The 12,450-nt window shown below is 71.6% G+C and carries 9 protein-coding genes; 6 read left to right on the forward strand and 3 right to left on the reverse strand.

The genetic code is table 11. From position 1 onward, the window contains the following. The first annotated feature begins 319 nt into the window (after positions 1-319). Positions 320-454 carry a hypothetical protein gene (locus QSK45_RS24540; RefSeq protein WP_285560371.1) on the forward strand — a complete coding sequence of 45 codons (135 nt, stop codon included), beginning with the start codon at positions 320-322 and terminating at the stop codon, positions 452-454. 434 nt (positions 455-888) lie between these two features. Here the strand turns inward: QSK45_RS24540 and QSK45_RS24545 are convergent, their stop codons facing one another. Continuing rightward, entirely contained in the window at positions 889-1,116 is a 228-nt protein-coding gene (locus QSK45_RS24545) for a hypothetical protein (RefSeq protein ID WP_285560373.1), read from the reverse strand. Positions 1,117-1,471: 355 nt separating this feature from the next. After that, positions 1,472-2,509, reverse strand: a complete 1,038-nt coding sequence (locus QSK45_RS24550; protein WP_285560374.1) for a glycoside hydrolase family 11 protein — start codon at positions 2,507-2,509, stop codon at positions 1,472-1,474. Between the two features lie 601 nt (positions 2,510-3,110). Between QSK45_RS24550 and QSK45_RS24555 the strand changes: the two genes are divergently transcribed. Further along, positions 3,111-5,801, forward strand: a complete 2,691-nt coding sequence (locus tag QSK45_RS24555) for an ATP-binding protein (RefSeq protein WP_285560376.1) — start codon at positions 3,111-3,113, stop codon at positions 5,799-5,801. Between the two features lie 145 nt (positions 5,802-5,946). Beyond that, positions 5,947-7,884, forward strand: a complete 1,938-nt coding sequence (locus QSK45_RS24560) for an acyl-CoA dehydrogenase family protein (RefSeq protein WP_285560378.1) — start codon at positions 5,947-5,949, stop codon at positions 7,882-7,884. A 7-nt stretch (positions 7,885-7,891) separates the two neighbouring features. Here QSK45_RS24560 and QSK45_RS24565 read toward each other — a convergent pair whose 3' ends face one another. Beyond that, complete coding sequence (locus QSK45_RS24565) at positions 7,892-8,350, reverse strand: lamin tail domain-containing protein (protein WP_285560380.1); 459 nt, start codon at positions 8,348-8,350, stop codon at positions 7,892-7,894. A gap of 166 nt (positions 8,351-8,516) precedes the next feature. Here QSK45_RS24565 and dxr point away from each other — a divergent pair, with 166 nt between their 5' ends. The 3 genes from dxr (at position 8,517) to ispG (ending at position 12,438) form a co-directional block, all read left to right on the forward strand. Further along, positions 8,517-9,788: a 1-deoxy-D-xylulose-5-phosphate reductoisomerase gene (gene dxr / locus QSK45_RS24570; protein WP_285560381.1), complete on the forward strand. Its 1,272-nt coding sequence runs from the start codon at positions 8,517-8,519 to the stop codon at positions 9,786-9,788. Beyond that, entirely contained in the window at positions 9,785-11,086 is a 1,302-nt protein-coding gene (locus tag QSK45_RS24575; protein ID WP_285560386.1) for a M50 family metallopeptidase, read from the forward strand. The genes dxr and QSK45_RS24575 overlap by 4 nt, the downstream gene beginning before the upstream one ends. Before the next feature lie 194 nt (positions 11,087-11,280). Further along, the gene (ispG, locus tag QSK45_RS24580) at positions 11,281-12,438 is read left to right on the forward strand and encodes a flavodoxin-dependent (E)-4-hydroxy-3-methylbut-2-enyl-diphosphate synthase (protein ID WP_285560387.1); all 1,158 of its coding nucleotides are present in this window, start codon (positions 11,281-11,283) and stop codon (positions 12,436-12,438) included. Positions 12,439-12,450 lie beyond the last annotated feature (12 nt).

Consider the following 12,450-nt stretch of genomic DNA (forward strand, 5'->3'; position numbering starts at 1 on the left):
CTCGCCGGCCCGACCGCTACGCCGGTCGAAGGCGGCGGCACCGGAGGCCCGAAGAGGCCGCCGGCTCGCGTCCCGCAGATCCCCGACGAGGGAAACGAGTGTTCCTTGGAGCGGGTAAATGTCGCTGACCTGCGCGGATTTAGGGCAGCCGGGTCGGCAACCCCCCTGTGGTGATCGACAATTGGGGATTTGTTCGGCCCGCGCTGTATCTTGCTGCTTACTCCTTCAGGGGGATCACGGACCGCACCCGACACGTGGGGGCGCGACCGCGTTCCCCTGTGACGCGGGGAACGTCCCGCTTCGCCGAAGGGAGCCGATCTTGAAGCTGCAGAAGTGGCTGAAGGATCGGTGGCAGGAACACGTACGGCCGCACGTCTCCTCGGAACGTGTGAGCGCGGGCTGCGAGGTCATCCTCGTGCTCGCGTGGCTCTACGAGCACCGTCCGTGGTTCTGAGACACGTAGGCCCCGGCTGAGCGAACAACTCGGCCAGGGCCCACGTCCACCAGGCCAGGGCCTCGTCCTCGCGATCCGCAGGGTCGCAACCTGCGGGAGGGCGGGGCCTTGGTCATTCCACGGATTACGTTGTGGAAGCCGTAACGGAACCTGTTACGGAAGCCGTTAACGGAACACGTAATGCGGGAAGCTGTTTCCGAGACTACAGCACTCTTCGGAGTCATCGAATCAGACGTCTCGGAAACGTGGTTTGCGGCCAATACCTGCGACGCAGGCCGCGAACGGCATCGCGGATGCCATCTCCGAAACCGTCACGGACCGTACCAGCCGGTGGAATGGCGACGACGGAAGCGCTTCGGCGAAGTCCCGCCTGCCGCCGGCCCACAGCGCGGGCGCCGGGAGGGTCTCCCGGCGCCCGGCACGGCTGCTACCGGTCACTTCTTGTGGCAGCCCCACTTGCCGTTGACTTTGGTGAAGTGCTCCCCCTTGGGGCACTTCTTGTGGGTCGGCGTCGGGCGGGGAGTGGATGCATGCTTGGCGGCGGTCGCGTGGGTGTTCGCCGGCACCGCGAGGGCTGTCCCGGTGGAGGCCATCACGGCCCCGCCGGCGAGTGTGCCCGCGGCGACGCTGGCGACCAGAGCCCGTACGATCTTGCTGCGCATGATCGGCACCTTTCTGCAGTCGGCCTCAGTACCTCCCCGATTCTTGGGGGATGTCCTCGCGATGCGCATCTTGACCAGCGGCAGGCTGCACGGTTCGGACGGTGAACCTTCGCGGAGGGGGCGGGCAACGGGACCCACCCGGCCGCGGACGGCGGGGCACGGTCTCCGGCCGTCGCTGTGCCCGCGGGCCAGGCCGGTGACGCACCGGCGTGGCCCGCGAAGCGGTCATGGCCCGCATCGGCGCGGTTCGTTCCGCAGCCGTCTGACCAGGTCGGCCACTGCCTGCGGCCTCGCCGCAGGCAGTGGCCGACCTGGTCGTTTCCGAGGCTGATGCCCGCTCGGGTGCGGCGGTGGTTCAGCCGGCGGTGCAGGACACCGTCGGAGCGCCGTTGCCGCCCGAGTAGTCGGCGTTGAACCCGAAGGAGGTGGCCGCGCCGGCGCCCAGTGAGCCGTTGTTGCTCGCGTTCTTCACGGTGACCGTGTTGCCGGACTGGGTGTAGGTGCCGTTCCAGAGGCTGGTGACCGTCTGGTTGCCGGGGAAGGTCAGCTTGACGGTCCAGCCGTTGATGCCGGAGGAGCCGTCGTTCTTGACCGCCACCGAGCCGGTGAAGCCGGAGCCCCAGTCGGAGGAGTTCGTGAAGGTCGCGGAGCAACCGCCGCCGCTCGGAGGCGGGGTGGTGCCGCCGCTGCTGCTTCCGCTGGTGACGGTGATGTTGGAGCTGCCGCTGCTCTGGTAGCCCTCGGTGGCCAGGATCTCGTAGTTCGGGGTGCCGAGGTTCAGGCCGAGGCTCTTCCACGCGTTGAAGATGTTCGCCACGGTGATGGTGCCGCCGGTGCGCTTCGACTGACGGATCGCCCAGTACTGGTCGAACGTCGCGGTGCCCTCGATGGACGGCGCGTTGGTGCGGGTCGTCTTGTACAGGTCGTACGTGCTGCCGTCGCTGGTGACCGACCCCAGCTTGGTCGCGCCCGAACTCGGGTTGTAGTCGCCGTAGTTGTCGACGATGTACCACTCGACCAGTGGGTTGGTGGTCCAGCCGTACAGCGACAGGTAGCAGTTGCCGTTGCAGTTCCAAGTGCCGGTGTACGACACGGTGTTGGTCGTGCCCGGGTTCCAGCCGGTGCCGGCGACGACGTTCTGCGAGGCCGTGTTCCAGGTCAGGCTGTAGTTGCTGCCCGAACCCAGGGTCATGGTGGCGCCGCTGGACTGCTCCCAGAACGAGTAGAAGTAGCCGTTGTTGGTGCCCGTGCTGTTGGAGGTGATGGTCGTGTCGGCCTGGGCCGCGCCGGGCAGCGCGAAGGCGACCACGACCGCCGCCGCAGCGGCGACGAGCCCTCGGATGGCGGCCCCGAGGCCGCGTCCGCGGCGCATCTCGTGGGTCAGCGTGCTCATGTGTTTCCTCCCCGTGCGGGTGTGGAGGGCCTGCTGTGCGCCTGCCCCGAGCCGTCACCGGCCGAGCCGGGCCGGGATGAAAGTCGAGGTGGCAGGAACATGACAGGTATCCGGCCGCTGAGAGCTGCGGCCGGAGGCCGGGTCGGCGTGCGGCCCGGACCGCCGGTGACGGGCACCGGTGATGGCGAACAGTCTGGACGGCGGCCGACGGGTGTCAACAGTTTCGGTGTGAATTTCGAAATCTTTCTGTCCGTCGGATCTCGGCGGCGAGAACATCACACCTGGTCAGAGGGAAGTTTTGCTGATCAGCCCGTCGTCATCTATCGAGCAGGATCGAGGAGTTGCGCATCCGGTGGTGCGGTGAATGGTCGTCATGTCGAAAGTTTCGAGCCGTCGTTCGGCCTTCCTGGGGCTTCCCGGCCGTGCCGGATCATCGGTGGCGCGGCGGGCCCACCGCGCGGGGCCGCGGCCGTCTCCGCGGTCCGGGCGGAGCCTTCGCGGCGGAAACCGTCGCAGGACGGTTTCCGCTGCCCCGCGCGCCACTAGGGTGGCGGTCGGTCAGGTCGGCCGACGGCGGCGGACCGGACGAGACGGGGGAGCCATGCCGGACGCGGACGACAGCGCCTCGACGCCCGACGGCGCGCGGGCGACGCATCGGATCGACATCGGCGGGAGCACGGGCGGTCCCGTGATCGCGGGCGACCACAACGTGGTCGTCGACGCGCGGCACGGTTCGCGGGTGACCGTCCTGGCGGGCCCGGAACGCCCCCGGCCCCGACGCCGGCCGCGGGCCGCGGTGCTGCCCCGGAGCATGCCGGAGCCGGTGGGCCGGGAGGACGAGACACGTGCGCTGGCGGCGGCCGTCCGCGCCGGCGGGCCGGTGCAGGTGTGGGGACCGCCCGGGACCGGCAAGACCACACTGTTACGGCACGCCGCGCGGAGACTGCCGCCCGGCCCGGACGGGGTGGTCTTCCTGGGCGGCGCCCACCGCGGTGTCGAGGACCTCGCCCAGGACGTCTTCGAAGCCTGCTACGAAGCCCCCGGATACGCGCCGACCCGGGCCGAGCTGCAACGGCTGATGACCGGCGTACGGGTGACGGTGTACATCGACGACGCCGACCTGACCTCCGATCAGCTGCTGGAACTCATGGACACGGCGCCCCAGGCGGTCTTCGTCCTCGCCGGCGTCGAGCGGTCGTTGTGGAGCGAGGGCACCGCGCTGGAACTGCGCGGCCTGTCGCGGACCGCCGGACTGGAGCTGCTGGCACGGGAGTTGGGCGGCCCGGTCCCGGAGGCGGACCGGGAGACGGCCGCCGACCTGTGGCGGGCAGCGGACGGACTGCCGCTCCCGCTGCTCCGGGCGGCCGCCCTGGCGCGTTCCGGCCCGGCGGCCGGGGGCAGGCTCCCGCGCGCGGGCCAGGTCACGGCGCTGCTCCCGGCCCTGCTCGACTCACTGGCGCAGGACGCGCCGGTGATGGAGGTACTGCGGCTGCTGGCGACCCTGGACGGGGCCGAGGTGGCGGCCGCGCACATCGGCGCGCTGACGGACGTGCCGGAGCCCGAGGCGGTGTGCGACCGCCTCGTGCGCCTCGGGCTGGCGCGGAACGGGGAGCAGGGGTACGGCTCCGTCGCCGACACGGTGCCGGTGCTGCGCCGGCGTTTTCCCGCGCCGTTCCCTGCCGAGCGGCTGTGCGACCACTTCGTCCGGTGGGCGTCACTCGGTGAGACCACGCCACCGGAGCTGGCGTCTCAGGGCCCGGTTCTGGAGAAGGCGGCCGAGGTGGCCGAGGCGGCCGGCCGCCCGGACCTCGCGGTGGCGCTCGCGCGGGCCTCGTCGCCGGGACTCGCCCGTTCGCTGCGGCTGGGCGTGTGGGGGCGGCTGCTCGGCCGCGGCTGGGTCGCGTCCCGGGCCGCGGGCGACCGGCGGGCCGAGGGGTACTTCCTGCACGAGGAGGCGGTCCGGGCCCTGCTGATCGGCCGCCGGGTCGTGTACGCCGCGCTGCTGGCCGAGGCAGCGCGGCTCGGGTACTCACTGGGCGACACCGGGGCGTCGGCGCACGGCTCAGCCGGCGCGGCGCACGGCTCCGCCGGGGGCGGGGGAGCCGACGGCGGAGCGGGGGCCCACGGCGGTGTGGGGGGCGACGGGGGTGCGGGGGCCCACGGCGGTGTGGGGGGCGACGGGGGTGCGGGGGCCCACGGCGGTGTGGGGGGCGACGGCGGTGCGGGGGCCCACGGCGGTGTGGGGGGCGACGGCGGTGCGGGGACCCACGGCGGTGTGGGGGGCGACGGGGGAGCAGGCGTCCACGCCGGCGCGGGCGCGCACACGGGCGCCGCGCCACCCCACTTCGACGTCCACCAGTACATGGGCGGGAACGGCCTCGGACCGGCCGCCCACCCCGGCGCCCCCACCGGCCCCGGCATCCCCGCCCACGACGGCGGTGCGTCGTGGGGCGGCTCCTCGGGCCACGGCGGCGGCAGCTCCTGGGGCAGTGCCCCCGGCCATGACGGCGGCGCCTCCTCGGTCGGCGCCCCCGGCCACGGCGGCACCGGCGCGTCCGCCGCCTCCGGCCACGGTGGCACCAGCGCGGCACCCCCCACCGGCGACGGCGGAGCCTCCAGCGGCGCGGCCTCCCCGTCGGGCGGCGGCGGAGCCCACGCCGGGGCCGGGCACGCGCACAGCGCCCTCGGCTCCGCGTCCTCGCACACCGCCGCCGCCTCCGGGTCCGCCTCCGCGACGGCGGCCACCGCAGGTACGGCCGCCGCGGGCATGAGCACGGTCGTCACGGCCGTCGTGTCCCTGGTCGCCGCCTGCGCGCTCGTCGGCGGCCTGGGCTACGCCATCAGCTCCGGCTCCTCCGGGGACGACCGGCCGGGGGACGCACGCGGCGGCGCGGTGCCGACGCCGTCGTACTCGATCTCGTTCTCGCTCCCCGCCGGGCTGACGGAGTCGCCCACCGCATCCGCCTCCGACCCCTTCGCACTCCCGGCGGGCTGTACCGAGTACGAGGACGCGCAGATGGCGAGCGACGAGCGGGGGGCGACGGCGCCGGTCACCAACCCGGCCGCCGACGAGGCGTGGGCCGCGGACGAGAGCCAGACCGCCCAGGACCTCTCCGCGGCGGCCGACGTGGCGACCGACCCGGCGGTCAAGTCCGGCATCCAGCAGGAGGCCGCCGACCACGCCGCCCTCTCCACCGCGATCACGGCCCACGACCTGGCGGGCATCGACCAGTACGTGAAGGCCCTCGACGGCGACACCACCGCGATGCTCGACCTCTGCTCCTACAAGTGACCGCGGCACGCCGGAACCCACCCGAACGGCCCCGCCACCCCCGCGAGGGGTGGCGGGGCTGCCCCGTTTCGGGTACCAACGACCCAGTAGCACCGGTCGGTAGCGAACGGCCCCGGTCGGTCCCTCTTCGCGGCGAGGTGATCCCATGTCCGCCCCCACCAAGCACCGCAGCACCGTCACCGAGCGCGAGGCCCGCGAGGTCGCGGAGGCCGCTCGGGAGCAGGACTGGCGCAAGCCCGGCTTCGCCAGGGAACTGTTCCTCGGGCGCTTCCGGCTCGATCTCGTGCACCCGCATCCGCTGCCCGAGGAGGAGTCCGTACGGCGCGGGGAGGAGTTCCTGGCCAAGCTGCGCGCCTTCTGCGAGACGGGGATCGACTCGGCCCGCATCGAGCGCGAGGCCCGCATCCCCGACGAGGTCGTGGCGGGACTGAAGGAGCTCGGCGCCCTCGGGATGAAGATCGACCCGAAGTACGGCGGCCTCGGCCTCAGCCAGCTGTACTACAACAAGGCGCTCGCCCTGGTCGGCTCCGTGAGCCCCGCGGTCGGCGCGCTGCTGTCCGCGCACCAGTCGATCGGCGTGCCCCAGCCGCTGAAGATGTTCGGCACCCAGGAGCAGAAGGACGCCTTCCTGCCCCGCTGCGCCCGCACCGACATCTCCGCCTTCCTGCTCACCGAGCCGGACGTCGGCTCCGATCCGGCGCGGCTCGCCACCACGGCCGTGCCCGAGGGGGACGGGTACGTCCTCGACGGGGTGAAGCTGTGGACCACCAACGGGGTCGTCGCCGACCTGCTGGTCGTCATGGCGCGGGTGCCGAAGTCCGAGGGGCACGAGGGTGGGATCACCGCGTTCGTCGTGGAGGCCGCGTCCGAGGGCATCACCGTCGAGCACCGCAACGCCTTCATGGGGCTGCGCGGCATCGAGAACGGCGTGACGCGCTTCCACCGGGTGCGGGTGCCGGCCGCGCACCGGATCGGACCCGAGGGCGCCGGTCTGAAGATCGCGCTCACCACCCTCAACACCGGCCGCCTCTCGCTGCCCGCGCTGTGTGCCGGTGCGGGTAAATGGTGTCTGAAAATCGCCCGTGAATGGTCGGCGGAGCGCGAGCAGTGGGGCAAGCCCCTCGCGCTGCACGAGGCCGTCGGCACCAAGATCAGCTTCATCGCCGCGACCACCTTCGCCCTGGAGGCGGTGCTCGACCTGTCCTCCCAGATGGCCGACGAGGACCGCAACGACATCCGCATCGAGGCCGCCCTCGCCAAGCTCTACGGCTCCGAGATGGCGTGGAGGATGGCCGACGAGCTGGTCCAGATCCGCGGCGGCCGCGGCTACGAGACGGCCGAGTCCCTGAAGGCGCGCGGCGAACGGGCCGTACCCGCCGAGCAGATGCTGCGCGACCTGCGCATCAACCGGATCTTCGAGGGCTCCACGGAGATCATGCACCTGCTGATCGCCCGGGAGGCCGTGGACGCCCATCTCTCGGTCGCCGGCGACCTCATCGACCCGGCCAAGTCGCTGTCCGACAAGGCGAGGGCGGGCGCGCACGCGGGCGTCTTCTACGCCAAGTGGCTGCCGAGGCTGGTCGCCGGGCCCGGTCAACTGCCGTCGTCGTACGGCGAGTTCCGGCACGGTGTCGACCTGTCCACCCATCTGCGCTACGTCGAGCGCGCGGCCCGCAGGCTGGCCCGCGCCACGTTCTACGGGATGTCCCGCTGGCAGGGGCGGATGGAGACCAAGCAGTGCTTCCTCGGCCGGATCGTGGACATCGGCGCGGAACTGTTCGCGATGAGCGCGGCCTGTGTGCGCGCCGAGCGGCTGCGCACCCGCGACGAGCACGGCCGCGAGGCATACCAGCTCGCCGACGCCTTCTGCCACCAGGCCCGCGTCCGTGTCGAGGAACTGTTCGGACGGCTGTGGAACAACACCGACGACCTCGACCGCAAGGTGGTCAGGGGCGTCCTCGGCGGCGCCTACACCTGGCTGGAGGAAGGCATCGTGGACCCGTCCGAGGACGGCCCGTGGATCGCCGACGCGACCCCCGGACCGTCCACCGTGGACAACGCCAGGCGGCCGTACGGCGCTTAGCGGCCGGTCAGCAGTACTTGTCGCTCGGGTCCCGCGTCGTCCAGGAGCAGGACCAGACCTTGGCGCCGCTCGCCCTGGTCAGGGTGGCGGTGTCCCTGTCGTTGTTCCAGACGTAGGCGCGGCGGTCCTGGTACTTGTCGGACGCGGTGTCCGAGCCGGTCCCGGTGTGGATCTTCATGTACTTCCCGGCGCCGATCTTGACGTTCGGGAAGACGTACCGGTGGTTCGAGGCGTCCTTGAGCACCCAGCCCTTGAGCGAGACCGCCGAGCCGCCGGTGTTCTTGATCTGCACCCACTCGCCGTTCAGGCTCTTGTTCGAGCGGTCGTCCGAGCCGGGGCTGTCGAACCAGACGTGGTAGATCTTCACACCCCCGGCGGCCTGGGCCGGGGTGCCGAGCAGGGTGCCGGCGAGCAGGGCGGCGCCGGCGAGGGCGGGCAGGGCGGCGCGCAGCCGTATGGTCCGCATGGAGAGGTCCCCCCAAGGATGTCGTCCGCGACGTGCGGAGGCACTGGAACGCAGAAGTGCAGACCGAAGTGCTATCACATGATCTTCACGCATCCCCCGCATTCGGACACACTCACTCGGGGGACACCCTGTCCTGGCCGCCGGCGCATGCGGCCACAATGGGGGGATGACCGACAGCCCCGCCCATCCGGCACCCCTCGCCGACCCCCACCTCGTCTACGACCCCCTCGCGGGCGACGGCCCCAAGGACGTGGTGGTCCTCGGCTCCACCGGATCCATCGGCACCCAGGCCATCGACCTCGTGCTGCGCAACCCCGACCGCTTCCGCGTCACCGCGCTGTCCGCCAACGGCGGCCGGGTCTCCCTCCTCGCCGAGCAGGCGCGCCGGCTGCGGGTGCGCACCGTCGCGGTCGCCCGCGAGGACGTCGTACCGGCCCTGCGCGAGGCGGTCGCCGCGGCGTACGGACCGGGGGAGCCGCTGCCCGAGATCCTCGCCGGACCGGGGGCGGCCACCGAACTCGCGGCCTCCGAGTGCCACACCGTGCTGAACGGCATCACCGGTTCCATCGGCCTCGCGCCGACCCTCGCCGCCCTGGAGGCGGGCCGCACCCTCGCGCTCGCCAACAAGGAGTCGCTGATCGTCGGCGGCCCGCTGGTCACCGCGCTGGCCAAGCCCGGCCAGATCATCCCGGTCGACTCCGAGCACGCCGCCCTCTTCCAGGCCCTCGCCTCGGGCAGCCGCGCCGACGTGCGCAAACTGGTCGTCACCGCCTCCGGCGGTCCCTTCCGCGGCCGCACCAGGGCGGACCTGGCCGGCGTCACCGTCGAGGACGCCCTCGCCCACCCCACCTGGGCGATGGGGCCGGTGATCACGATCAACTCCGCGACCCTGGTCAACAAGGGGCTGGAGGTCATCGAGGCGCACCTGCTGTACGACATCCCGTTCGACCGCATCGAGGTGGTCGTGCACCCGCAGTCGTACGTCCACTCGATGGTCGAGTTCACCGACGGGTCGACGATCGCGCAGGCGACGCCCCCCGACATGCGGGGCCCGATCGCCATCGGTCTCGGCTGGCCCGAACGGGTTCCGGACGCCGCGCCCGCCTTCGACTGGAGCAAGGCGTCCACCTGGGAGTTCTTCCCGCTGGACAACGAGGCCTTCCCCGCGGTGAATCTCGCCCGGCACGTCGGAAAGCTCGCGGGGACGGCGCCGGCGGTGTTCAATGCCGCCAACGAGGAGTGCGTCGCGGCCTTCCTGAACGGCGCGCTGCCCTTCAACGGGATCATGGAGACCGTCACCCGGGTCGTCGAGGAACACGGCACACCGGATGCGGGAACTTCACTCACGGTGTCGGACGTCCTCGAAGCGGAGACCTGGGCGCGGACCCGGGCCCGTGAGATCACAGCCACGACGGCGACCGCGGAGGCGCGTGCATGACGACCTTGATGTTCATCCTCGGCATAGTGGTCTTCGCGTTCGGTCTGCTCGTCTCGATCGCGTGGCACGAGCTGGGGCACCTGTCGACGGCCAAGCTCTTCGGCATCCGCGTCCCGCAGTACATGGTGGGCTTCGGCCCCACCGTGTGGTCGCGCAAGAAGGGCGACACCGAGTACGGCATCAAGGCGATCCCGCTCGGCGGCTACATCCGCATGATCGGCATGTTCCCGCCGGACGACGCCGGCCGGGTCTCCGCCCGCTCCACCTCGCCCTGGCGCGGGATGATCGAGGACGCCCGCTCGGCGGCCTACGAGGAGCTCCAGCCCGGCGACGAGACGCGCATGTTCTACACGCGCAAGCCGTGGAAGCGCGTCATCGTCATGTTCGCGGGCCCGTTCATGAACCTGGTCCTCGCGATCGCCCTGTTCCTCACCGTGCTGATGGGCTTCGGCATCCAGAAGGAAACCACCGTCGTGGAGTCCGTCTCGCCGTGCGTCATCGCGCAGAGCCAGCACCGCGACAGCTGCAAGAAGTCCGACCCGTCGTCCCCCGCCGCGCAGGCGGGCATGAAGGCGGGCGACCGGATCGTCTCCTTCGACGGCCACGCGACCAAGGACTGGAACACCCTTTCGGACCTCATCCGGACCAGCGCCGGCAAGAGCGTCACGGTCGTCGTCGACCGCAAGGGCGAGCAGGTGACCCTGCACCCGACGATCGCCACCAACCAGGTCGCCAGGAAGGACTCCGGCGGCAACTACGTCGACGGCTACGTGAAGGCCGGCTTCCTCGGCTTCAGCCCCGCCACCGGCGTCGTCCGGCAGGACTTCGGCGACTCGGTGACCTGGATGTCCGACCGGGTCGGCGACGCCGTCGACTCCCTCGCCGCCCTGCCCGGCAAGATCCCGGCCCTGTGGAACGCCGCGTTCGACAACGGCCCCCGCCAGCCGGACTCCCCCATGGGCATCGTCGGCGCGGCCCGCATCACCGGTGACATCGCGACCCTGGACATCCCGGCCTCCCAGCAGGTGGCGATGTTCGTGATGCTGCTCGCCGGCTTCAACCTCTCGCTGTTCCTGTTCAACATGCTCCCGCTGCTCCCGCTCGACGGCGGCCACATCGCCGGCGCCCTGTGGGAGGCGCTGCGGCGCAACCTGGCCCGGGTGCTGCGCCGCCCGGACCCCGGCCCGTTCGACGTGGCCAAGCTGATGCCGGTGGCGTACGTGGTGGCCGGGATCTTCGTCTGCTTCACCGTCCTGGTGCTCATCGCGGACGTGGTCAACCCGGTGAAAATCTCCTAGCCGTCCGCAGTCCACGGCGGCCCGGGACCCTTGGGGTTCCGGGCCGCTTCCCGTGCCGCGCCCGGCCGCCGCCCAATGAGTGGGTCTCCCGGGTGGGATGTGCCCGCGCACGCGCCGGTGCCGTAATCTCGGACCCTGGAGCCCGCCGTATCACGGGGCCGGACCTTGATCCACGACTTGGGGTTGCACAGCAGATGACTGCGATTTCTCTCGGCATGCCGTCCGTTCCGACCAAGCTCGCCGAGCGCCGCAAGAGCCGGCAGATCCAGGTCGGAAGCGTGCCGGTCGGCGGAGACGCGCCCGTCTCGGTCCAGTCGATGACCACGACCCGTACGTCCGACATCGGCGCCACCCTCCAGCAGATCGCCGAGCTGACCGCGTCCGGCTGCCAGATCGTCCGTGTCGCCTGCCCCACGCAGGACGACGCCGACGCCCTCGCCACCATCGCGAGGAAGTCGCAGATCCCGGTGATCGCGGACATCCACTTCCAGCCCAAGTACGTCTTCGCCGCCATCGAGGCCGGCTGCGCCGCGGTCCGCGTGAACCCGGGCAACATCAAGAAGTTCGACGACCAGGTCAAGGAGATCGCCGAGGCCGCCAAGGAGCACGGCACCCCGATCCGCATCGGCGTGAACGCGGGCTCCCTGGACCGGCGCCTGCTCCAGAAGTACGGCAAGGCCACCCCGGAGGCGCTGGTCGAGAGCGCCCTGTGGGAGGCGTCCCTCTTCGAGGAGCACGACTTCCGCGACATCAAGATCTCGGTCAAGCACAACGACCCGGTCGTGATGATCGAGGCCTACCGCCAGCTCGCCGCGCAGTGCGACTACCCCCTCCACCTCGGCGTCACCGAGGCCGGACCCGCCTTCCAGGGCACCATCAAGTCGGCCGTCGCCTTCGGCGCCCTCCTCTCCCAGGGCATCGGCGACACCATCCGCGTCTCGCTGTCCGCGCCGCCCGTCGAGGAGGTCAAGGTCGGCACCCAGATCCTGGAGTCGCTGAACCTGCGCCAGCGCGGCCTGGAGATCGTCTCCTGCCCCTCCTGCGGCCGCGCCCAGGTCGACGTCTACAAGCTCGCCGAAGAGGTCACCGCGGGCCTCACCGGCATGGAGGTCCCGCTCCGCGTCGCCGTCATGGGCTGCGTCGTCAACGGCCCCGGCGAGGCCCGTGAGGCCGACCTCGGCGTCGCCTCCGGCAACGGCAAGGGCCAGATCTTCGTCAAGGGCGAGGTCATCAAGACCGTCCCCGAGTCCAAGATCGTCGAGACCCTCATCGAGGAGGCCATGAAGCTGGCCGAGAAGATGCAGGACGAGGGCGTCGAGTCCGGCGAGCCGTCGGTCTCGGTCGCGGGCTGACCCTCCGCCTTC

The sequence above is a fragment of the Streptomyces hygroscopicus subsp. hygroscopicus genome, assembly GCF_030269125.1.
Classification (GTDB): Bacteria; Actinomycetota; Actinomycetes; order Streptomycetales; family Streptomycetaceae; genus Streptomyces; species Streptomyces hygroscopicus_C.

Coding starts and splice junctions, on each gene's coding strand:
- ispG (WP_285560387.1), top strand. CDS start 11,281: ATGACTGCGATTTCTCTCGGCATGCCGTCCGTTCCGACCAAGCTCGCC.
- QSK45_RS24545 (WP_285560373.1), bottom strand. CDS start 1,116: ATGCGCAGCAAGATCGTACGGGCTCTGGTCGCCAGCGTCGCCGCGGGC.
- dxr (WP_285560381.1), top strand. CDS start 8,517: ATGACCGACAGCCCCGCCCATCCGGCACCCCTCGCCGACCCCCACCTC.
- QSK45_RS24575 (WP_285560386.1), top strand. CDS start 9,785: ATGACGACCTTGATGTTCATCCTCGGCATAGTGGTCTTCGCGTTCGGT.
- QSK45_RS24550 (WP_285560374.1), bottom strand. CDS start 2,509: ATGAGCACGCTGACCCACGAGATGCGCCGCGGACGCGGCCTCGGGGCC.
- QSK45_RS24565 (WP_285560380.1), bottom strand. CDS start 8,350: ATGCGGACCATACGGCTGCGCGCCGCCCTGCCCGCCCTCGCCGGCGCC.
- QSK45_RS24560 (WP_285560378.1), top strand. CDS start 5,947: ATGTCCGCCCCCACCAAGCACCGCAGCACCGTCACCGAGCGCGAGGCC.
- QSK45_RS24555 (WP_285560376.1), top strand. CDS start 3,111: ATGCCGGACGCGGACGACAGCGCCTCGACGCCCGACGGCGCGCGGGCG.